The 21,534-nt window shown below is 53.6% G+C and carries 18 protein-coding genes; 11 read left to right on the top strand and 7 right to left on the bottom strand.

The features are described 5' to 3' along the window. Positions 1-558: 558 nt before the first annotated feature. Positions 559-876, bottom strand: coding sequence for a hypothetical protein (locus G6L28_RS20805; protein ID WP_174066118.1), 318 nt, complete (start codon positions 874-876; stop codon positions 559-561). Between the two features lie 638 nt (positions 877-1,514). Next, entirely contained in the window at positions 1,515-1,823 is a 309-nt protein-coding gene (locus G6L28_RS20800; RefSeq protein ID WP_174066116.1) for a hypothetical protein, read from the bottom strand. A 269-nt stretch (positions 1,824-2,092) separates the two neighbouring features. Between G6L28_RS20800 and G6L28_RS20795 the strand changes: the two genes are divergently transcribed. Together G6L28_RS20795 and G6L28_RS20790 are read left to right on the top strand one after the other, a co-directional pair. Beyond that, positions 2,093-3,535, top strand: coding sequence for a PAS domain-containing protein (locus G6L28_RS20795; protein WP_174066114.1), 1,443 nt, complete (start codon positions 2,093-2,095; stop codon positions 3,533-3,535). Positions 3,536-3,661: 126 nt separating this feature from the next. After that, positions 3,662-4,084: a response regulator gene (locus G6L28_RS20790; RefSeq protein WP_174066113.1), complete on the top strand. Its 423-nt coding sequence runs from the start codon at positions 3,662-3,664 to the stop codon at positions 4,082-4,084. Between the two features lie 216 nt (positions 4,085-4,300). Here the strand turns inward: G6L28_RS20790 and G6L28_RS20785 are convergent, their stop codons facing one another. The 4 genes from G6L28_RS20785 to G6L28_RS20770 all read right to left on the bottom strand — a co-directional run bounded on the left by G6L28_RS20785 (position 4,301) and on the right by G6L28_RS20770 (position 8,782). Continuing rightward, complete coding sequence (locus tag G6L28_RS20785) at positions 4,301-4,792, bottom strand: lipocalin family protein (RefSeq protein WP_202033801.1); 492 nt, start codon at positions 4,790-4,792, stop codon at positions 4,301-4,303. A gap of 1,114 nt (positions 4,793-5,906) precedes the next feature. Continuing rightward, entirely contained in the window at positions 5,907-6,740 is an 834-nt protein-coding gene (locus tag G6L28_RS20780) for an alpha/beta hydrolase family protein (protein ID WP_137409382.1), read from the bottom strand. Then, positions 6,737-8,311 carry a condensation domain-containing protein gene (locus tag G6L28_RS20775; RefSeq protein WP_174066110.1) on the bottom strand — a complete coding sequence of 525 codons (1,575 nt, stop codon included), beginning with the start codon at positions 8,309-8,311 and terminating at the stop codon, positions 6,737-6,739. Before G6L28_RS20775 ends, G6L28_RS20780 begins: the two co-directional genes overlap by 4 nt. Positions 8,312-8,335: 24 nt before the next feature. After that, on the bottom strand, positions 8,336-8,782 hold the full coding sequence (locus G6L28_RS20770) for a MaoC/PaaZ C-terminal domain-containing protein (RefSeq protein ID WP_170986031.1): 447 nt from the start codon (positions 8,780-8,782) through the stop codon (positions 8,336-8,338). A gap of 395 nt (positions 8,783-9,177) precedes the next feature. On the opposite strand from G6L28_RS20770, the gene G6L28_RS20765 reads away from it, so the two are divergent. The 7 genes from G6L28_RS20765 to G6L28_RS20730 all read left to right on the top strand — a co-directional run bounded on the left by G6L28_RS20765 (position 9,178) and on the right by G6L28_RS20730 (position 16,928). Continuing rightward, complete coding sequence (locus G6L28_RS20765) at positions 9,178-10,257, top strand: glycosyltransferase family 4 protein (RefSeq protein WP_137454851.1); 1,080 nt, start codon at positions 9,178-9,180, stop codon at positions 10,255-10,257. 56 nt (positions 10,258-10,313) lie between these two features. After that, complete coding sequence (locus G6L28_RS20760) at positions 10,314-11,657, top strand: MATE family efflux transporter (protein WP_137409386.1); 1,344 nt, start codon at positions 10,314-10,316, stop codon at positions 11,655-11,657. Between the two features lie 356 nt (positions 11,658-12,013). Beyond that, the gene (locus G6L28_RS20750) at positions 12,014-13,189 is read left to right on the top strand and encodes an acyl-CoA dehydrogenase family protein (RefSeq protein WP_174066109.1); all 1,176 of its coding nucleotides are present in this window, start codon (positions 12,014-12,016) and stop codon (positions 13,187-13,189) included. A gap of 136 nt (positions 13,190-13,325) precedes the next feature. Next, positions 13,326-14,183 carry an alpha/beta hydrolase gene (locus tag G6L28_RS20745; protein ID WP_174066108.1) on the top strand — a complete coding sequence of 286 codons (858 nt, stop codon included), beginning with the start codon at positions 13,326-13,328 and terminating at the stop codon, positions 14,181-14,183. Then, positions 14,180-15,733: an AMP-binding protein gene (locus G6L28_RS20740; RefSeq protein ID WP_137409390.1), complete on the top strand. Its 1,554-nt coding sequence runs from the start codon at positions 14,180-14,182 to the stop codon at positions 15,731-15,733. The genes G6L28_RS20745 and G6L28_RS20740 overlap by 4 nt, the downstream gene beginning before the upstream one ends. Further along, positions 15,730-15,999, top strand: coding sequence for an acyl carrier protein (locus G6L28_RS20735; RefSeq protein ID WP_104680180.1), 270 nt, complete (start codon positions 15,730-15,732; stop codon positions 15,997-15,999). The genes G6L28_RS20740 and G6L28_RS20735 overlap by 4 nt, the downstream gene beginning before the upstream one ends. 8 nt (positions 16,000-16,007) lie before the next feature. Beyond that, on the top strand, positions 16,008-16,928 hold the full coding sequence (locus G6L28_RS20730) for a formyltransferase family protein (RefSeq protein ID WP_137409391.1): 921 nt from the start codon (positions 16,008-16,010) through the stop codon (positions 16,926-16,928). A 20-nt stretch (positions 16,929-16,948) separates the two neighbouring features. Here G6L28_RS20730 and G6L28_RS23225 read toward each other — a convergent pair whose 3' ends face one another. Further along, positions 16,949-17,512 (bottom strand): 4'-phosphopantetheinyl transferase family protein, encoded by a 564-nt coding sequence (locus G6L28_RS23225; RefSeq protein WP_425292699.1) that lies wholly within the window; start codon positions 17,510-17,512, stop codon positions 16,949-16,951. Between the two features lie 209 nt (positions 17,513-17,721). Here G6L28_RS23225 and G6L28_RS20720 point away from each other — a divergent pair, with 209 nt between their 5' ends. Continuing rightward, positions 17,722-18,411, top strand: coding sequence for an HAD family hydrolase (locus G6L28_RS20720; protein ID WP_337795794.1), 690 nt, complete (start codon positions 17,722-17,724; stop codon positions 18,409-18,411). A gap of 1,108 nt (positions 18,412-19,519) precedes the next feature. Beyond that, entirely contained in the window at positions 19,520-21,370 is a 1,851-nt protein-coding gene (locus G6L28_RS20715; protein WP_174066106.1) for a sensor domain-containing phosphodiesterase, read from the top strand. The last annotated feature ends 164 nt before the right edge of the window (positions 21,371-21,534 follow it).

Below are 21,534 nucleotides of genomic sequence, written 5' to 3'. Positions count from 1 at the left end.
AAGCCGGGCTATGGTTCCGGCGCGGTCGTCTCGTCATGGTATCTCCTGTTCTCAGCATTTAAGCTGAAGTCAGGCAGAAATTCCACTTATCCTAGCTGTGCAGATTTTCCGAGCCACCTCTATGCGCGCGTCGTGGGACGAAGCAAAGCACCTTGCCCGACCACTTCCGAATGATGCGCTCATCATTTCCTCGCGTGAGCCCTACGGATCCACGATCGTGTCGGCATCCGGAGAGCCGGTGGAACAGGGCAGTCTGTTTTGACACTTTAGAACATGAAACGTTCGAAAACGAAAAAGCCTGCCGCGGGAGGAGGTGCGGCAGGCTTTTCGAAATAATTGAACAACGGCTGGGAGGAGGAGTGCCGCTGTCCGCTCAGGCGCCCCTTGGGAGGAGGAGTGGGTCGCCTGATTTGACGAAGCTTTGCGGGATGAGGTGCATCGCTTCGATGATCAGAAGATACCAGATCCAGCCCTGATCGCCAGCGTTCAGATCGCAATGCAGCCACGCTTATGGTGCAATGCACAATCAAGTCCATGCCTATTTTTCGGTCATGGTTGTTATCCGCAGCTCTCTTGAGCGCTAGGCTCGAAACCGAGAACGAAGTCGATCACCTTGGCAGACGACATCTCGCATGGCTTCAGCATAGGCCGGGATCCCGCCAGTCGATAAAGGTTGAAGCTGACGATATCTGTTCCGCCAAGCTCCTCGCCATAGAGCCAGATCCGTTTGCCGTCCTGCGACCGCTTGACGGTCACACCCCATGCACGACCGCCAAAATTTCCGTCAACATAGCCGTTGGGTAGCCTGGAAAGCGCAGCTTCAAACGAGGCAGAACCAAGAGGCGCTTCTCCGCCACAGATCACGGCGCCAGACATTCGTCACAGATCCCACAGCCATCGTCATCCATGCTCGACGCCGGGCACAACATTTGACAGCAAGGACAGGTTTTTGCGTCCGAAGCGCACGTGTCATTCCGTTTCGGCGGTAGAATTTCGATGCACACCTTCGACACAATTTCGGCCGCGCTCTGATCCATGGCGATGCTCCCGTTCAGGCTCACGCCAGAGATAGTAAGCATCGACAGCTGCACAAGCCGGCAGGTGTGTGCCACGAGCGAGCCTATCCAAGCAGCAACATCGATCGGCCTTCCTGGCGACCGTTTTAAGACCTAGTTCATTCTTGCCATGTTCACGCCCGCAAACGCCGTGCAGATCAAGTTTCCATCGACGAGATCGAGCCGAAAGGCTGGCGTCGGTTAGTGCTGGCCATCGATTAGAATTTTCAGCAGCGGCATGTTAGGATCCAAGCTGCCTTCAACTCGCGAAATCATCTCTAAGACTTTTCAATCGGTGGTCTGCGCTATGTCGATGTGGAGCTCCTGACAGAGGATGCGACCGACGACGAATTGAGTCTTCTCTAAGACAGAGATTCGCTTGCTGAACTTTGAACAAGGTTCCATCTTCAGCAATCACTATGATTTCGGGGATGGCTGGCGGCATGTGGCACTCTCAGCCTAAACGAGCGTCACGGTCGTACCACTATCAAGAACGATGTGGAGATCCCGGATCATCGTCGCTGCAGTCAGAAATGCTTGAGTGATTTCGGACTCGTCACGCCATCCGTGTTCGATTGCCAAGGCCGTGGTGTGAATGTCGAGTGCGGTATCTCGACCCGGCCCTTGTGGCACTCCGATTTCTTCACGAAGTTCGCGAATGATTAGAACAGCTCGCTCAAGCATGCGACGCTTTTGATAGGCGTCCAGATGCGATATCCGGTTTGCGTCACGGACAAGTTCACCCACAAAATCTGTCGTCGTGCTCATACCGTCAGATTTGCGCTCTTGCACATGAAGTCAATTGCCTGATGATGACGCCAAATTATTTCCGCGCCTGAGTGGTTTTTCGGAAACAACCTCACCAAAGCGCGGGTCACCTGATGCTGCAGAGGAAGAAATACTGGGACGAAAATTTGTGGCGGCAATTGTTCCCGAGCGATCATTCTGATGAAACTCGTGGTCACCTCCCATGCGCATCTGGACGTTCTTATTGGTTCACTTTAAATATTAGAAAACCTGTGCTCGAAAGCGTCTGAATGGACACCACCAATGAACGACCCATCATAGACGCTACGTCGTTCGACCGCTCTGGTCCCTTCTTCGCTATGGTTTCGGCGACACGCACCCCGATGGTTGTGACCAACCCCCGTCTCCCAGACAACCCTATTGTCTACGCCAACTCCGCGTTTGTAACGATGTGCGGATATTCTGAGAATGAAATTATTGGAAAGAACTGCCGTTTCTTGCAGGGTGCAGAAACAGATTCGGCATCCGTGGATCGGCTTCGGACAGCGATTGCAGCAAATCAGGAAATAGAAGTCGACCTCCTTAACTACCGTAAAAACGGGACTACGTTCTGGAATAGACTTCTCGTTTCTCCCGTGAGCGAAGGAGGGGCTGTCACCTTTTTCGTTGCATCCCAGCAGGACGTCACACTTGAGCTCGAAGAGCTTGCGGCGATCGAACGACGGAAAGTTCATCTAGAAGCGGAAGTCCTGGATCGGACCGCCAAGCTGGATGCTAGCGAACAAAGCCTTCGCTTGGCCCTTGAAGCGGGTAAACTCGGGATATGGACGATCGACCTCCTCACTGGTGAGCTGAGCGCGTCAGCGGAATGCAAATCTATTTGCGGACGAGCTCCAGACGATGCCCTGACCCTTGATGACCTCCGAGCCTCAATCCATCCGGAGGATCGCCTTCTGCAAGTGGAAGCGATCGAACAGGCAATTAAGGAGCGGTCACTTCTTGAGGCAGAGTACCGACTGATTACACCCGCTGGCGATCTTAGATGGGTGCAGATCAGGGGCCAGGCTAGATATTCGACGGATGGAACACCGCTGTCGATCACGGGTGTAACGCAAGACATCACGTTGAGACGGCAGCAGCAGGGCCATCGCGCGCTCCTCGCTCGTGAACTGAGCCACCGCCTGAAAAATACGCTTGCTTCGCTTCAAGCGATCGTCTCGCAGACCGTAAGGCGTGCGAAGTCCCTCGAAGATGTTGGTGCCACGTTGACGTCGAGAATACACGCGATGGTCACCGCCAACGAGCTTCTGGTCAACGAGAATTTCGGTAACGCCTCGCTTAGGACGCTTGTCATGCGGACGCTCGCACCATTCGGTGTCGAAGATGAGGGGAGGTTTTCCATTACCGGCGAAGAGATCGAGCTGCCTCCTAGCGTCATTCCAGCCTATGCCCTCGCGTTGCATGAACTTGCGACGAATGCGACCAAATACGGCGCTCTGTCGAACGATAACGGCCAGGTACACATTGATTGGTTCGTTGACACCGCAGGCAGTACGAGTGAACTCACCCTGAACTGGCGCGAACGACATGGTCCTACCGTGACCGCTCCGGCTCGAACCAGTTTCGGCACACAGTTGATAAAGCGACTTTTGGTGAGCGAGGCCGGCGGCGTGGCAGAAATCTCATATGATCCAGACGGCCTGTCATTCGTTGCAACGGTCCCCATAGATTGAACGCCGTCTCTCTCCTGCTAGCAAAGGCATGTCTCAATAGCGAGTCCTTAGCCTAATTGTCGGCGCCCGAGGATCGAACTCGTTGACGACGCGTTGTCTCGCTGTCGACTTGGAGAGGAACGAGACATGTCAGACGAGCATATGCCTTTTGCCTTGGTGGTCGACGATGACGCGCTCATCAGGATGGACGCCACAGATATCCTAGAGAAAGCAAGATTTCGGGTGCTTGAGGCAGCAAATCCCGAAGAGGCGCTGTCTCTCCTTGAACAGCGCGGCGACAGCATCCAGCTTCTTTTCACCGACGTACAAATGCCGCCGAGCAAGCTGGATGGCTTCTATCTTGCACGACAATGCGCAGCAAGTTGGCCGGATGTGGGGATAATTGTGGCGTCAGGAATGCTCGAGCCACAGGCCGACGACCTGCCCCCTAATGCGGTTTTCGTTAGGAAGCCATTCAGTGCAGATGTCGTCTACGATCACCTTCAGCGATTGCTACCAGATGGCAAAAAGCCAGAGCCGCTGAAGCGGAGGGCCACCGCGTTAAACTGATCGCCGTTCGCAAGACCCACCAGGTGACGAAAAGCCGCCGTGCTACATTTGTGATCTGCAAGAGTTGAAATGGCGCTTATTGTATGTCCGGAATTCAAGAGCTGGTATCGCTGGTCGTTATGAGAGGGGTCTCTGGGACCTCTATTTCAGCGCAAGCTTTCTTCCCCGGTCTCGGCAGAGAATCCCCGAAATATGCAGCAAGAATTCGTGAAGCGTCTAATGCTGCGTCCATCGAAGCAGCTCAACATCGTATCCGAGCGCCTTGGCCCTCTCGATGAGCATGTTGCGGGTCATTTTTGAGGGTTTGGGTGTGCGCGTCAGAATCCATAAATATCGGCCCGAAGGTTCCCCAACAATCGACCAAGAATAATCCGCGGCGCGATCAAGAATCCAGTAGTCCCCGTAAAACGGGCCAAAGAACGATACCTTTAGCTTGGCGTTGCCGCTATCCGGCACAATCTTCGCTCTGCCTTCGGATTCTTTGCGCTTACCGTGTATTCCGCCTTCCCGGCAGGTGTTGAGCACGCGGACGGTACCGTCTTTGCGAAACGAGTAGTCAGCAGTAACAGCCCCGCAATCGCGCTCAAACTGGTTCTCATAGCGCGCCAGCTCAAACCAGTGACCTAAATATCGTTCAATTTCGACCGTTTTGATCGGCTGAGGTACAGACGAATTGCCTGAAGGCCCAACTGGGCTACACGCAGCCAACACAAGCGCCTAACATAGTTATGATTGCGATATTGAGTTTCATGCCGTCAGAATACATTGGGCGACCGAAAGTTCCAGCCGCTCGTTCTCTGCGGAGGGTGGGTTCATCCTTGGCTGGCTGTAGGAATTGCAATGGCAGAGCCAACTATTAGTGCCGCCAACCGCCGAAATTACGCAAGCGGCACGCAAAATGACATTCACGCCTTGAATGGAATCGGACCGCCGACCCTCAGTTCAGTTGGCTCTGTCTGGCTAAATTTTTTCTAATGTAGCCAACTACTTCCTTTTCGGAGTGGTCGACTTGGGTCGACGATCTCGGCAGCTAGCACCAACAGCAGACATTCGCTTTTGGCGGCACTCGTCCGATACAGGGCCGTTATCGGACCGACGGTTGCCGGCGGGGAATTAGAAAGCTGTCATCCTACATCAGACAGGCACACAGTCCGCGCGGTATTTCGCAGCTTCGATCGAATACCGGGGTAGAAGTGCAAATCAGCGAGAGCCCTCTTAAGTGCCTTATTTGGGCTTGCTAGGTTTGAGGGACGGTGTATTCCCTGGTGTGCCTTTGTTATCACGGCGGCGCTGATCGGGTTTCCCTGTGGATTTCGCTATCGGCTTTGGTCCTGGTTTAAGTGCCATGAATGCTCTCCTTTTTTGATTCACAAAATAAGCCTGCGCATACGAAGGTTTATGACACAGCAATAACAGTCCACACTAGTTCTGGCCGAAGTCAAGGCCCATGTGTATTCCTTGAGTAGCACCCCCCACGAAACACCATCAAAGACCGCTTTGTCCCAAACGCAGACGTTCTGAACTGCAGCTCCTGAACCAATATCGAACCGCGGCCCATGAAACGTGCATAGCCTAGGGAATGACCATCAGGCTGCGCCATCGGCAAAGCCACTTTGAAAATTTCGCGCGTGATTTGTGTCTTGTTCGCTCTGACCGCGCCGACCAGCGGCACGCCAAGACGAGACGACGCGTAGACCTTCACCGTCTTCCCGTATCATTCCAAAGAAATGGATTCCGCTGAACCAAGCTGATCGACCCCCGTGGCGGACGTAATCAACCGAAGCGTTTGCGACAAGCCCCTTAAAAAGCCTCAACTATTCGGCTACGGACAAGGCTTGGTTTGGGATAAAGACCCAGCCTCTCGAAAAAATGCTACCGTTGCATCAATCAACTTTTCCAGCGTTGCCGTGCCTTTGTCGGTATTAAAGATATGATTCATAGGTGCCGTCCACACCCGATTCAGACCGTTATGCGCGCTGGCATATCGTTGGGCGCTTCCCGCAGGAATGTCCATATCCAGTGTGCCCTCCGCAATGAAAAGCGGCCCCGGGAAGGCCCCAATCTCAGAAAGCGGGGCGACATTTTCGACCTCGGCAAAAAAGTCTGGACCGACGCTTAGAGTGGCACCCCACGGCACTATCAGGTCCGTCGGAGTCGCACTATTCAGACCTCGGTTGTATACCTCCACCCCGATGAGCTTGGGGAATGACACCTTTGGCTCTGCGACCGCCGCCCACAAGGCGACGCCGGCAGGACGTTTCGTCTGAGCCGCGGCTATCGCGGCGACGAGCCCTCCTTGGCTCCACCCTAGGACAATGATTCCCATCTGGGAGGACGCGGTTCGGCTGTCGAGAAACTCAATTGCTGCGATGGCATCCTCGACTTGCTTTGAATAAGTTGTGTCGGAAAAATGACCGTCACTGTCGCCCGACCCACGGAAGTCAATCCGAAGGCTTGGAATCCCGAGAGCCGCCAGCGTCCTTGCAACATAGGCAAAAATTCCTTCTCCGGTGGAAGCAATACTCAACTCGTCACGGCTCCCGCCAAAGCCATGCAGGAGCAAATAGAAGGGACCCTCGACTTTCTCAGGCATTCGAAGAGTACCTATGACCTGCTGGCCGCCGACTTTAAAGTTTACTGTTTCTTCTTCAGTCATTTAGGCTCCGAAATTAAGCGTCGCATCCCAATACCGCTAGAAGCCCCGGCGAGATGGTCGAGAAAATCCTTCATCAATGTTTCTATTGTGCGGTCTAAGTGTAAGGCACGGCTAAAATGCCAAGCTATTTTCATGCCGGCCGTTTCCCTACGAACGTCAATGTAAAAACAGCTCTGACGTTCGGTGTCGGTCGCGGGCGCCTTTCGAATCTTTTCACTCGCAATCTTGAGTTTGAGGCGATCCAGTTGCAGCAGTTGGTCCACGTTGCCCTGGAAATTGAAGATCACCATCTCCTGCGGCGCGATGTTATAAGTCCAGTCGCTCCGCTCGCGATAATCGTCAAACCAGGCGCCCGCCAAAGGCGCGCTACAACGCTGCCGGTGCACAAGCTGAACCTGTTGGATTAGTGATAGTTGCGAGTTGATCTCGAATACCAACAGCGACAGCACCGATAGCCATCCTACCGTCTCCGACGAATCCAGCGAACCGATACCCGCCGATCTTCGCCCGGCATCGATGTTGACGATCCGGACATGGTTCTCGGCTGTCCACTTGCACAGCGTCCGCGCTAGCGCCCACATGAACACGTCTATAATCGACGCGTCGGCTTCCTTTGCCAGATGCTCGAGCTGGTCCGCTTGCTGCACCGACAGAGTATGAACCAAAGCGGAATTGTAGACCGCTCGATTGCTCACTGGAGACGGTCTAAAGTCCTTGGGTAACTCGACGAAGTGGTAGCTATCAAGGGCCTGTGTAAAACTGTTGGGCAGCATGAATGTATCGGCGAATTGCCGACGGTGCTCGGCAAGCTCCCCGACACTCGTGGGCAATTTCGCGCGGACCTTCGAACCGGCAGCGAGATTCCAGTAGTTATCGATGATCTCGCGTAGGACAACCCCGTTGGAATATCCATCACTGATCAGGTGATGTACCCTGAGAAACAGGCGAACCTCGGCGTCGTTCCAGTGAATGTAGGTGAGAGAGAAGAGTGGACCATTTTCTAGATCGACCGAGTTGTTCTCGCGCAGTGTGAACCACTCGAGCACGCGTTGACGGTGTTCCAGCGGGCAGTTCCGCAAGTCGAGTGTTGTGAAAACTCCGGGGTGTGGGGTAGCGGCGACGCGCGCGGCCCGATCGTCTGGGCTAAACGTGCAACGCAACGCCGCGTGGCGTTGTACGCATGCTTCAACCGCAACGCGAAGCAACACCGTATCGAATACTTGATGTGCCGTCAGCAGCAGGCCGGTCCACCACTGATTAAGGTTGCTACCACTGGAAAGAAGCCAGCGCTGCGCGGGCAACAGCGGAATCTCTTGCACCGCCTCTTCCGGCTTGGCTTTATTGGCGGTGTTCTTCCCGTGTTGCTTCAGAAGATAGGCCATCGTCGGGTTTGTGAAGAACGCATCAAGATCGATATCAATTCGCAAGACTTCAGAAGACGCAGCCACCAGCATCAGGACCTGAAGTGAATTGGCTCCAAGGTCAAAAGCGCTGTCCTCCAGACCGATGGTTACGTGAGGTATTATCTGTCTCCAAGCTGTGCGTAGGCGCTCCTCAAGTTTCTGGCCCATCAGGTACTCCGCAGTAGGCAAAGGTCAGTTTCGACTCACGACAGAAAGATATCTACATGTGACCGCATGTCGGTCCCGGCCCTGTACTTCAAGTTTAGCGTCGACATCGAGCCTATACATGTGGGGCTTAAGCAAGGTTACTTTCACAACTGTAAGGTCGTAGCGAACATAGGAGCCTGTTAAGACGGGAAAATGCACCCGCACCTCATCATGCCCATAGAACATGTAAGTGTGTGTCTCCTGCAATGGCTTCGTCAACTCGAAAACCGCATCTGGAAGAAGAGAGAGAAGGTAGAAGCCATGGACGACTGTCCCTCCGAACTTCTCTGTGGCTCGAAGTAAATCCACATGAAGGTACTGCTCGTCGTAGGTTAAGCGGGCGTACGTTTCGACGGTCGACTGCGTGATATGGTGCCAGCGCCCCAATCCCAAATGCCTGCCTTCCATCTCACTCCAAGGATTGCTGCGCATTGAAGCTCCGCTCATTCGAAACTCAATATTCTAGTTGGGCAATCGGTCCCGATTTACATTCTCGCACTTCTCGCTATACGGGAAGTGCGTTTCATCCGCCCTTTATGCACTTTTCACATCTACTCAACTGTATGCGAGTATTTACGGAAAATCCAGAAGGAGTTTACGGGGTCAATCTAGCCAAATATATCTATAACTGTTTGATATATAACGGATATGTTGTGGGAACAATTTATCATTGACTAAAAATCACTGCAAGTTCGAGTTGAACATTTGCAGCATCCATAATAGGCTCGTTCCCGAGCAATGCAATTTAACGCTACATCCTTCTGAAATAACGATTTATCAAATAGTCGAGCACTCTGGGTGTAGCGTGATCTGGGAGGAGGAATTTCATGAGCTCAGGTGTGGAACAGCGGTATCGTTATACCGTTGATGCGCATATCGACCGCGGCTGGTCGAAAGTGCTATCGTATGATCCGGTCGTGATCTACACTGCCTTCGACCACGGGCAGCCATTGGGAATGGCCGGAGCAGTGGGCGACGAGTTCCACACTCACCCTATCACTTTTCTTATGGCCTTTCGTTGGAATATCGAGTCTCACGATATGGCAGCTTGGATGGCTGACCAGGTTGCCGAGTATAGGGCGAGGAACCCTCTCCATCGTTTCATCTACTTGTGCAATTGTGAGGTTGAATATGAGTTCGCCCGAGCCGCCGGCCTCGACGCAGATTTGCTGAATCATAATCTTACCTGCGACGAGAATCTCTTATTCCCAATTGAGGGGCCCAGACTTTTCCACGCGATCTACAACGCTCGTCTCTCTGACTGGAAACGTCACGAACTTACTGCAGAGATCGAGAGTTGCGCATTCATTTGCTATCGCCCTGACCACATGGATCCTGCTGTTGCCCACCAGCAGGAGCAGCAGCTTATTCAGCGTCACAAACAGTGGCCGGGACATGTATTTCTCAATCGATGGACAGACGAAGGGCCGGTTAAGATGGAGTACTCCGAGGTCAACTCGGCGCTGAGTACTGCCAAGGTCGGGTTGTGTCTCTCGAGCAGCGAGGGTGCAATGCAGGCGTCGATTGAATATCTCCTAGCCGGTTTGCCTATAGTTAGCACGCCATCGCGCGGCGGACGCGAGTGGTATTTCGACCATGAATACTGCGTAATGTGCGACCCGACGCCTTCTGCCGTAGCACGGGCAGTGCAGGACGCGATGGCGCGTTGCGTGCCTGCCAGCTACATTCGCCAAAAAACGATTGAGAAAGTCCATGCAGATCGCGAACGCTTCAAAGCCCTAGTCAACACTTTGGTGGCCGAGGGAAATGGGACGCCAACGCTCGGTCAAGGCTGGCCGTTCGAGCGAAAGATAATGACCAAAGCTCTGTGGAGCGAGGCATCGAACGAACTTAGGCATACACTTGCCGACCTGGCCAATTCTCCACGACCCGCCATATTTGCGTAGGCCAGACATCCAGCTGCCCGGATCACAAACGGCCATGATAGGGATGCTAGTGCTCCATGACTAGAAGCCAAAGCGACGTATCTGAGTTCATGAAGATTGCGATACCCGTAGGTGTCGAAGCTGCTATACAACGCGTCTTCATGATCGTTGAACAAATTATGGTCGCCTATATTGGCATTGGGTGTGTCGCCTTAGCCGGAGTTGTAAACAACCTTCTCTACATGACGCTTGTAGTCCTTCTGCCGATTGGGGCGGGGTTCTCCATCTTAATTGCTCAAGTCAGGGGGCAAGGTAACTTCGACGGGGTTAAAACGCTTGCAATCGCTTCGATCGTGGCAACGACGGGGATCTCTTCCCTGCTGAGCCTATTGGGCTGGCTCTTTAACGTCCAATTACTTAAGCTTTTTGGCGTCAACGACATCCCTGGAGCAACGGAATTTTTAGGCGTCCTTCTAGTTGGCGGACCTATGATGATAGTGGGCTCGGTCATCTCCAATATTCTACGCGTAGAAGGTCGGGCCAAGCTACCGATGGCCGTTACGACTTCGAGTTTGGCGGTAGCGAATTGCCTTACCGCTCTTGCCGTTTATAGCAATGCTACCGACCCGCAACGCATGTTTGCAGTGGGCCTTGCCATTCTCGCTGGCTATTCTGTTCGGCTAGGTCTGTTGGTCTACTTGCTATGGCGCCATATGGGCTTCTCGGTTGCAGAGCTGAGTGGGAATGCGGCGCTGCCCAGCTATATGAAGCGAGGATTCGCTATCGCCCTTCCCATGTCGGCCTCAAAGTTGGTTTGGATTTGCGGATTGGCTAGTTTCACCGCGGTATTTGCGCAGGAAGGGGTTGAGCTTCTGGCCGTCAGCCAGATCGTAATCGCGGTTCAGTCCGCGTTTATCATGTTGGCTTCTGGTGTGCCGGTCGCAGCCAATTCCCTAGTTGGTAATGCCGTCGGCGCAGGCATCGCAACTCTTGCAAGCGATCGGGCCAGAAAGGTGATCGTCATCTCTGCCGTGTTCTCGATTATCTTGGTCATCATCATGGTGGCCTCCCTGCCTATTCTGCCCACCATCTATGGTGGACTATCGGAAATCCAAGTCTGGCAGCTGAATGCGTGTGGCATCATAGCAGCACTTTCAATACCAATCATCGTCCTAAACATGGCTATAGGCTCTGGCATCGTCGCATCAGGAGGTGATACCCGCTTCCTGTTCTATATCGACGCGGTCGCCACTCTGTTGGTCGGCCTACCAGTGGCATTGCTGCTTTGGCACTTAACAGATCTCGGAATATCGGCGGTTTTCATGGGGCGCGCGGTCGAGGAGACAGTCCGCCTCACACTAACGACTTTGCGGTACAAAACAGGGCGCTGGAATTTATCTCCAGTGTCTATGGCATCTTGAGACGACATGACCGAACTCGGTTTCTCGAGCAATCATCGGAACTGAAAGAACGTAAATGAATGCATTTTCGCAGGATACGTCTTGTTGATGAGCGCGGCACGTCTCTCACAAATGAGCCACAATGTCCTCAGCTTCGACGTTGAAAAAGCATATGTGAAACAGCTCCGCCCCGAAGCTCTACTTATTTGGAGATCGAGGCTCTCGAAATCGGTTGCGAAGAACACCTATGCCCCACGGTCTTAAGTTGCTGAGTTCGGCTGCCGACGCGGCTAATCGCGGTCGCCACGAAGGTGCAGCGCTGTGGGCCGCGGAATAAGAGCAAGCATGGCGTGGCGCCTGAGGAGGAGTACGCAAGAATGAACAAGCACTTTGTGGATCATCGCTTCCTCACGAGGGTGACCGCCGCGATTGAAGTGGCGAGGCTGCATGCGGAAGATGTCGATGAGTCTGGACGCTTTCCTTCCGAGACAGTTGCAGAGTTGAAGCGGCAGCGGCTGCTAGGGATACATTTGCCAAAACAGTTTGGTGGCGAGGCCGCCACTTTGGAGGAACTGGCCGAAATATGCGCCTGCTTGGGAGCGGTATGCTCATCATCGGCGATGATATTCGCGATGCACCAAGTCCAAGTGGCGAGTCTTGCTATCTATTCCGAGCCGAATGAGTGGCATGATGCATTGAAGCGCAGAATCGCGGCCGATCAGTTGCTTTTGGGATCATCCACTACTGAGGCGGGTGTTGGCGGCGACCTCCGCAACTCCTCGTGTGCGGTCGTAATAAATGGTAACAGTTTTACGCTCGAAAAGGTGGCGCCGGTAATCTCCTATGGCCTTGAGGCGGACATGCTCCTTATAACGGCCCGGCGAAATCCTGACGCCTCAACCGGAGATCAAGTATTGGTAGCGGTCGAGCGCAAAGACTATACGCTAGAGAAGACGCACCACTGGAACACGCTGGGCATGCGTGGCACCCGCAGTGATGGTTTTGTCGTTCGTGCAGCAGGTAGTTTGTCGTGCATACTGCCTAAGCCATTTTCAGAGATCGCCGCGCAGTCGATGCTTTCCTCGTCTCATATTCTATGGTCGTCTACGTGGTATGGCATGGCGGCAGAAGTAATTGCCCTCTCTCGATCTGCTTTGCGCAAAGCTGCTCGTACAACGGGCGCGAGCGTTCCTCCAGGCACGCTTAGGCTTGTTGATGCGGAGGCGGTTTTACGGTCCGTTCGTTCCGATATCCGCGCCGCTATCGAAAGAGCCTCCGAAGCGCAGATGCATGTCGACAGCTATGGTTCAGCCGTCTTTCAGACCGCCATGAACAATCTAAAGATCACCACTGCCGACCGCCTGATCGAGATCATTGCGCACGGGATGATGATCATTGGAGTCGCTGCTTACAGAAATACAGGGCCTCTAAGCTTGGGACGTCTTCTAAGGGATGCATACTCCGCACCGCTTATGATCTCGAACGACAGAATACGACAGAACAATGCAAACCTAGTTCTTTTGTCGCCGACAGAAAAGTTGCTTGCACAATGATGCACGAACCTGCGCAAGGGTATCCTTTGCTTTACCGCCCTGGGAAACATGGCCGCTTGGCCGATCCAGACGCCAACAAATATCCTCTTCTCTCGCAGCAGCTATTAATACGCTGCCAATGAAAAGGGCCTAACCCATGGACGCAACGATCGCAGCACTGGAAGAACTTACTCCGGTCTCCTCCAGTTTTGCCCCCATAGATGACAGTGCCTTCATTCGGTTTGCTCGCACCTCCCCAGGCACTCGCTCCCCCGTTTTGATTTTCAACGCCATTGGGGTTTCGTCGGCATTGTTTCTCCCGCTCAGTCTATCGTTGGTAGCGGCCGGGCATTCCGTCGTGCTCTGGGAATACGGCCGTGTCGGCGACGATGGGGACACGTTCTTTTCTCGCGTTCAGTCATATAGGGCGTTACTTGGTCACCTGCGTGCCGGCCTGTTCGATCTCGGCCTTGAGGACTGTCAAGCCGTCACTCTGTGCAATGGCGCATCGGTACTTGCCCGACTGCAGGCAGAACTGCCCTTTGCTGTCTCGCGCGCGGCATTGATCAGCCCCTACTTTAACCTCTTGCACGTGCCGCATCAAAGCCCTTACGAAACAGCCCTCGTCCCGTTGCTCATGAAAGCTGCAACTGACGAAGGAGGAGCAGCGAGGTTCGTTCACAGCGTGCTAAACCGTGGAGGACCTGCGGTGGCGTCAAAGGAAGCATTGTCTAAGGCCCACATGGCCAGCCCACGCTCCATTGTTGGCTATTCCCGGATGTTGCGGGATTATCGTTGCGACGACGAGACCCACGTGCTTCGTCGCGTAAAAGGAGAACTGCACGCCTTTTATTGCCTGGATGACGAGGCTGTTTCAACGGACTATCTCGAAGCCATCCGCTCTGCCAAGCCTAGCATAGGCCTTAGTACTTATGCAGGAGGTGGACACTACGGGATAGTTGATAACCCCTCCTTGATCGCCGATGTCACTGCCTATTTGGGTGGCGACCGATGAGTAAAGCGCCGCGGATATCAACGCGTATAGTCGAAGCCTTTGTGTGTCACGCTACATTTCCTGCGATATCGGCGCCAGATGGCACGCGCACCTATGACGAGATGTTGAAGGATAGTCGAAATTTATTCCTGCATATCAGTCGGTTGAGTGATAGATCGAGCTTCTTCGTCGCAACGACGAAGCATTATGGCACCTACCTAGCGGCGTTGACCGGCGTAGTCCATGAACTGGGATACGTTCCAATCAACCCAGCTCTTCCGCCGGACCGAGTAGAAAGCATCTTACACGCAGTGGATGCCGACGTCCTGGTTGCCACGGAAACCGATCGCGGATGGGCGCAATCATTGATAGATCTGGGACTGGTTCGCAATGCCATCATTTTGCCTATAGGGGGCACAACAAATGAAATCTCTATCCTAGGGAAGCTTCCGGACTTGCCCTTGGCAGCCGACGGGGCTGGTACTGAAAACCACGATCCGATCGCCTACGTTCTGTTCACTTCTGGCACGACCGGAACTCCAAAGGGGATACCTATCCGTCATAGCCAGCTCGACGCTTATCTTACGGCTATTAGTAATATCGTCGCACTCCGACCCAGTGACCGCTGTTCCCAGGTATTCGAGCTATCATTCGATTTGTCGGTACACGACATGTTTGCAACTTGGATGGCTGGTGCATGCCTCTGCATTCCGTCCAAACGGGACGCATTCAATTTGGGCGCCTACATCATGCGCGAGAATATCTCCGTTTTTTTCTGCGTGCCCTCAGCCATCCGCTCGATCCTGATAGGTTCGTCGCGGCTCCGAGCGGCACTAGATAGTGTGCGACTCAGCTTGTTTTGCGGAGAAGCCCTCACCACAAACGATGCACGGCAGTGGTTGAAAGTGGCTGAGCGTTCCACCCTCATCAACCTTTATGGCCCCACCGAGGCGACCATCGCTATATCGAGCTTCAGGTGCAATGCTCAGGATCTGGAGATGCTTTCCTTTAACACGGTACCGATCGGGTTTCCCATTGGTGACTCGCGCTTCCACCTAGAGGACGAAGCCGACGGCGCGGGTCAGTTATGCATAAGCGGGCGGCAAGTTTTCGGAGGTTATCTGGATCGATCCCGAAACGATCAGGCGTTCGCGAAGCTAGAGATCGACGGCGCTAAGGTTTGCGCCTACCGGACGGGTGATATCGTGGCACTCTCGGACAGATTTGGATACGTCTTTAAAGGCCGAACCGATGACCAGGTTAAAGTCAACGGATTCAGGATCGAACTGCTCGACATCGAAGCGACCGTAGAGCGGCACCTCGTGGAAGCAGTTGCCTATGCCTTTGCTCTTCAGGTGGATGGTGCAACCAGTCTGGAGCTACGCGTCTATCATCCAGGAGTTTCCCTGGAGGACGTGAGGCGCGCCTGCGCTGCTCATTTACCCAGTTACATGATGCCGAGACGAATTTCGTCGCTGCAACGGGCTTATTTCAACAGCAACGGAAAGAAGGATCGCAGAGCCGCTAGTCAGGAATTGCTCGGTTCGCTTTTTGAGGAGTTTGGAAAATGACGGAATCTATAAAAGAGCAGACGCAGTTGATCGTCGACTGGATTAAGACCCTGAATGACGGGATGCGTGACGTGGATCTTGATGAAGATCTTTTCGACAGCGGGTTGGTCAGTTCCCTTAAGTTCATGCAACTGGTGCTGTTGATCGAACGGGTTACTGGCCAAGAGGTGGATATGGATTCCGTTGAACTTGAACAGTTCAGCTCCGTTAATGCAATCGTCGATAACTTCCTGCTGCCCACACCTGCACTGAATAATGTAGTTTGAGCTGTGCTATGGATCCGGTTAGGCTTGCATTTATCGCGAACGGCGCCATGGGCGATCAATGTCTGAATATTGCTTTAGGCGATACACGCATCAAGGTGGCTGCGCTGGGCGTAGACAACCGGCTAGCTAATTCTCAACTCCTGCGGACCGCGAGCCGAGAGAATATTCCTATCTTCGAACTCTCTTCGTTGCAGGACGAGATCGAAAATCTACGCAAGTTGCACATCGACTACCTGCTCAACGTAAACTCTCGCGTCATCCTAAGAAAGGAAATCCTCGAGCTGCCCACTCGAGGTTCCCTCAACTTTCACAACAGTTTTCTGCCAGACTATCGTGGACTAAATGTTTGTTCGTGGGCAATATACAATGGCGAAGAGGAGTACGGGGTCACGTGGCACTTCATTGACGCAGATAAGGGCATAGATGCAGGGGCGAACGTTCTTCAGCGACGGTTCCCTCTGTGCGGAAACGAGACCGCTTATTCTCTTATCGTCCGATGTGTCGAGGTGGGGATTCATATGTTCCCGGAGTTAATCGACCTGCTCGTTGCCGATGTCACCCCTTCCCCCGTTACTGTGAGGCCATCGTCGCGTCTCTTCCTAGGGCGCGAGATCCCCAACAATGGGAAAGTTCCGATTGGTGGAGAGTTTGAAATCGCCTACCGGTTTCTTCGAGCAATGGACTTTCGACCACTTAAGACTGAACTTATTCCGGCGTTTGTCGAAATTGAAGGTGAACTTTTCGACGTCGTTTCCTACCGCGGCTTGCGCGATCCCGAGGTGAAACAGGCTGATCACGTTGTTACGCTGGAGCGCTGCCGATCTGGCATCCACTTTATCGGCGGCACTATACAATTACCGCGGTTGCGAAAGCAGTCGACCGGTGAACTGCTTGCTTTAACAGAAATCGGCGGAGTGGCCGACCGGTGAAAATGCTGTTGGATGGGGAACTAACACCGCAGGTCCACGCAAACGGGACGAGGATGCTTGCTCCCCGGAGAAAGGCTTACTGCCAACCACACATGTTCGGAGATCTCGGTCAAGACCACATCCGGCGAGACTCTACCATCGACGCTCAAAGCCGCAAGATGATCGCCATTCCACGCACAATCAATCCTGCTAAGCATAGACGGCAGGCCGCTTCCGAAGTACTTTGCGACACTCTCCTTGACGGTCCAGGTTCGCAGAAGGACGGTGTCTTTTCCCGTGGACTCCAATTGCTCATAGTAATCGCGCTCACCACGCGTCAGCATGAGCTTGGCAATGCTGCTCATTCCGGTTGTCTGCTCCTCAACGTCTACGCCAACGATGCCGGTGCTCGAGCAACCTATTGCTACCCATCCACCCGAATGAGAGATGTTGATATCGAGCCCTTCTGTGCCCCGCAGAACCGGTCGACCATGGCAGGTGTCGGCAACCAACTCAAGTTTGCAGGCAGCTTCTCCGCTTATTCGCTCGACGAGCATCTTGAATGCCAGTCGGGACATCAGGAATCGCCGTCTGTCCGACGGCATAGCAAGCCTTGCATAGCGGCGGCGCTCAGCCGCGGTCAGTGGGACATCGGCCTCTGTGAGTCCGCCTGCCTCTGGATCGAAGCGAACGACCAGAAGTACCGAGCCGCATTCCCGCCAGCTTCGGTCAACCCGGGCAAGCAACGTTTCTAGAAATATGGCTTCGGGCGGAGCAGGCATAAATCATATTCCGAATTGCAAGAGAGAACACAATGATAGGACACTTCAACTCACTCGGCCAGCCTCGCGGCGTCATATTCGACCTCTTCTTCACATTGCTCAAGGAGGACTTCACCGGGCCTTTCTATCGTACGATGGCTAGGGACCTCGGCATTGATGCAGGCACGTTTTTGGCCGCATTCCGGTCTCTGTCCAGGTCGTCTATGCTGGGAGAAATATCAAGTATGGAAGAACGCGTTTGGAAGACAACTCGCCTATGCGACTTGGAGCGAGACCGCGATGTGGTGCGGGAGGTCGTCGCACGTAATATCGAATTGTTTTACAGTGCTATCGAGGTTTATAACGACTCCGCTTCGGCTCTCATTCGGTTACGCAAAGGAGGCATCGCGACAGGAATTGCAAGTAATGCGTCGGCGCATTCTAAAGCGGTATTAGGAAGGAGTGGCCTCGACGAGCTCGTCACAGCCAGCGTCCTCTCCTACGAAGTCCGATCCATGAAGCCGGAACCTGCGATTTATGAGCATATTTGTAAGATGATAGGCGTTACTCCGGCGAATTGCGTTTTCGTGGGAGACGGTGGGGACCGCGAATTAGAAGGTGCCCGTGCGCTAGGCATGAAAACCATACTGATCGATAGGGACCTGTCGCACACCGATGCTGCGAGGCCCTTCGCCGATTTATGCGTACGTAGTGTCGCCGAGGCTGTCGACGCCTTGCTTTGAAACCAAGATTTTGGCTGCCGCGCGCTGCGGTTACATGAGTCTGATAAAACGTATAGAAAACGGTATAGCCTCCGCGCTCAGTTATTAATGCGGCTTGTCGCAAATTTTTGAAGCGTGAGAAGCTGTTAACCAAACTCAGGCCGCTCGCTGCCCCAATCCATCGGCCAATCGCAACCTCGAAACTATTAGTGTTTGAAAAGCGTGACAAGCGAAGCGACCGCTTCTCGGAAGAGTGTTATTGTTACCAAAGGCAATGCGCGAAGCAGCCGTAGCGCCCGCCTTGAAAGGACTCGAACCATCGGTGTGCTCCTCCCTTCCCTAAGCAATTGAATCTGTTAGGAAGGTTCGCTGGAGGTCGAGATCTCCGCCGATCTGGGGCCTCAATCATGTTTTGAATAAATTTTCAAAAGATGTATCAAGCCTTCTAGGCACGCCCGATGAAGAACCAATTTCCACCATATGCCAGCTGCGCACCTCAAATCCACCACCGAAATCATCACCGAAAAGCGTCAAGTGATCAAACTGACATTTATATTTCGACCTCGGTCGGGTGAACGAGAATAGGGATTCTAATCGCGGTCCAACCGGAAGAATCAGGACTGTAATCGATCACCCATGCCAACGATTGTTCGATGTTTTCCGGGTCAACGAGGCCAGGGTTTTCTGTGACGGCAAGGATCGTCTTATCAAGAAGGCGGTCGCGGGTTTCCTCGCTCAACATAAAACGAGCGGCGCCTACAGGAATTATGCAAAGAACACTTCTAGTGTTGCCCGGCGCTTCCCAAATAATGCTTGCGCAGACAAGACGACATTTGGATGAGGCATAATATTGTTTCGCGGACGTGTTACCTCTGATTATTTAAATAAATGTTCCCGTTAATGCAGCGATAACCAACAATTCATTTCGGTTTGAACCATTTACCATTGTCATAGTTATTGCGCATAAGAATGAGGCCTAATTCTTATAAAGCTCCAGGCATGATGCTTGAAATCTAGCCATCCTGCAGACGACGTTGATTTTTGCAGTAGGCCAGCATAGCTCCTAAAAATGTCGATTTGTTTTCTTGTTTATCGCCGCACAGCGTGTGCCTGCGACTGGACACTTGCTATGCATGACGAATCCGCCCGTGTTGCCGCTCTCAAGAATTTGCGTCTCCTCGACACGATGCCCAGCGAAAATTTCGACCGTATTACCCGGTTGGTCGCCAATTATTTCGGACTGCCAATCGCAGCGATCTCGCTTACAGATGTGAACCGCCAGTGGTTCAAGTCTAAGGTCGGCGTCGACCATAATCAAATCCCGCGCGCCAAAGCCCCTTGCGCGCAGGTCGCCGAAACCTGCGCGCCGGTGGTCATACGCGACTTCGCCGCCGATCCGTTCTATGCAGACAGCACGCTCGGCAATGCCGGCATTCGCTTCTACTGCGGCGTCCCGCTGCTGACACCGAAGGGCCATGGTCTTGGTGCACTTTGCGTGCTTGGAACCGAACCCTTCGACGTGACTGACGAACAGGTGCAGACGCTGTCCGATCTCGCCGCCATGGTGATGGACCAGGTCGAGCTGCAACATTCTCTCGGCCGAATCGAACCTTCCAGCGGCCTCCCCAACCGTTATCAACTGCTCAGCGATCTCGGCGACCTTTGCCATAATTGCAACGGCCAGTCGCGCATCATCAGCCTGCTTGATCTTGCACAGACATCCCAGTTCGACCGCATGCTGCGCGTCGTCGGCCTGTCGCATGTGGATGGCATGGTCGAAAAGGTTGCTTATATTCTCAAGCAGCATCTCGGCGAAGATGCGCATGCCTATCACGTTGCGCCCACCCAGTTCGCGTTTCTCGGCCCCGAAACGATGTCGCTACCGGAGCATGAAGCTTTTCTCAATGGGATCATCGCTTCGCTCAATGCAGAGCTTGAACTCCAGATCGTCGCCACGCCGTCCATCGGCTCCATGCAGTTCACGCCCGCCAGCACTGTCGTCACCGAAGAAATCCTGCGCTCGCTTCAAAGCGCGGTCCAAGATGCCCGCGACAGCGATAGCAAAATCGCCTACTTCTCAGCCGAAACCGATGTCCGTCATCAGCGTAACTTTGTCATCCAGCGGGATTTTCCCACTGCACTGGAAGAGAAGGGGCAGCTGTCGCTGGTATTCCAGCCGCGTGTCGATGCCGTAAATGGCGGCTACAAGAGCGCGGAAGTCCTGTTGCGCTGGAACCATCCAACGCTTGGCACTGTCTCGCCCGCCGAGTTCATTCCGGTCATTGAGGCGTCTGCTTTTGCCCGACCTTTGACCCAATGGGTGGTGATGGCGGCAATTCGCCAGCTGTCTTTGTGGAACGCGGATGGCCTGCACATCAAGCTGTCCATCAACTTGTCCGCAGTCAATTTGCAGGAGAACGATTTCTTCAAGCGTCTCAATGCGATACTCGATGAATTCGGCGTGGCGTGCAACCAGATCGAATTCGAGTTGACAGAATCGGCAATGATGCTGGACACGACCTCGGCGCTCGATCTTCTGACCGAGATGACCAATTCCGGGATTCGCTTCTCCATCGACGATTTCGGTACGGGTTACAGCAGCCTTGCCTATCTGCAAAAGCTTCCCGCCGAAGTCGTCAAAATCGACCGGTCCTTCATCAGCGACATGAAGGAGGGCAACCGGGAGCGCGTTCTCGTTCGGTCAATGATCGCCCTGTCGCACAGCCTCGGTTACGAGGTGGTGGCAGAAGGAGTGGAAACGCGCGAAGAGGCCGATCTTTTGGCCACGATGGGCTGCGACGAGCTTCAGGGCTATTGGATCAGTCGTCCGCTTGGCAGCGATGCCTTCCTCGGCTGGCTATTAGCGAACAAGATCGCAGGACTGAACGGCCGCAACCGATCTGCGCTTGAGGACAGTTCTTTTGGCGACGATATTGAGCTTCAAACTGAATTATCGATCGGAATGATGGGACCACGGTAATCGAAACGCATGAAACCTATAGAGGGGGTGCGCTGGAAACCATCCATCCGTAAATTGTGGATGGATGGTGTCTGGGCGCAAAGTGGCTGGTCGCCATTAGCGAAGCGATTTTCTCAAGTGCTCGAGATGACCAACATGGATTTTAATTTATCAAAACTCTTCCG

It is taken from the genome of Agrobacterium larrymoorei (genome assembly GCF_013322225.1).
Taxonomy (GTDB): Bacteria; Pseudomonadota; Alphaproteobacteria; order Rhizobiales; family Rhizobiaceae; genus Agrobacterium; species Agrobacterium larrymoorei_A.
Note: the sequence above shows the minus strand (reverse complement) of the source record. Positions and strands in the feature narration are given on the sequence as shown.

Coding starts and splice junctions, on each gene's coding strand:
- G6L28_RS20805 (WP_174066118.1), bottom strand. CDS start 876: ATGTCTGGCGCCGTGATCTGTGGCGGAGAAGCGCCTCTTGGTTCTGCC.
- G6L28_RS20800 (WP_174066116.1), bottom strand. CDS start 1,823: ATGAGCACGACGACAGATTTTGTGGGTGAACTTGTCCGTGACGCAAAC.
- G6L28_RS20795 (WP_174066114.1), top strand. CDS start 2,093: ATGGACACCACCAATGAACGACCCATCATAGACGCTACGTCGTTCGAC.
- G6L28_RS20790 (WP_174066113.1), top strand. CDS start 3,662: ATGTCAGACGAGCATATGCCTTTTGCCTTGGTGGTCGACGATGACGCG.
- G6L28_RS20780 (WP_137409382.1), bottom strand. CDS start 6,740: ATGACTGAAGAAGAAACAGTAAACTTTAAAGTCGGCGGCCAGCAGGTC.
- G6L28_RS20775 (WP_174066110.1), bottom strand. CDS start 8,311: ATGGGCCAGAAACTTGAGGAGCGCCTACGCACAGCTTGGAGACAGATA.
- G6L28_RS20770 (WP_170986031.1), bottom strand. CDS start 8,782: ATGCGCAGCAATCCTTGGAGTGAGATGGAAGGCAGGCATTTGGGATTG.
- G6L28_RS20765 (WP_137454851.1), top strand. CDS start 9,178: ATGAGCTCAGGTGTGGAACAGCGGTATCGTTATACCGTTGATGCGCAT.
- G6L28_RS20760 (WP_137409386.1), top strand. CDS start 10,314: ATGACTAGAAGCCAAAGCGACGTATCTGAGTTCATGAAGATTGCGATA.
- G6L28_RS20750 (WP_174066109.1), top strand. CDS start 12,014: ATGAACAAGCACTTTGTGGATCATCGCTTCCTCACGAGGGTGACCGCC.
- G6L28_RS20745 (WP_174066108.1), top strand. CDS start 13,326: ATGGACGCAACGATCGCAGCACTGGAAGAACTTACTCCGGTCTCCTCC.
- G6L28_RS20740 (WP_137409390.1), top strand. CDS start 14,180: ATGAGTAAAGCGCCGCGGATATCAACGCGTATAGTCGAAGCCTTTGTG.
- G6L28_RS20735 (WP_104680180.1), top strand. CDS start 15,730: ATGACGGAATCTATAAAAGAGCAGACGCAGTTGATCGTCGACTGGATT.
- G6L28_RS20730 (WP_137409391.1), top strand. CDS start 16,008: ATGGATCCGGTTAGGCTTGCATTTATCGCGAACGGCGCCATGGGCGAT.
- G6L28_RS23225 (WP_425292699.1), bottom strand. CDS start 17,512: ATGCCGTCGGACAGACGGCGATTCCTGATGTCCCGACTGGCATTCAAG.
- G6L28_RS20720 (WP_337795794.1), top strand. CDS start 17,722: ATGATAGGACACTTCAACTCACTCGGCCAGCCTCGCGGCGTCATATTC.
- G6L28_RS20715 (WP_174066106.1), top strand. CDS start 19,520: ATGCATGACGAATCCGCCCGTGTTGCCGCTCTCAAGAATTTGCGTCTC.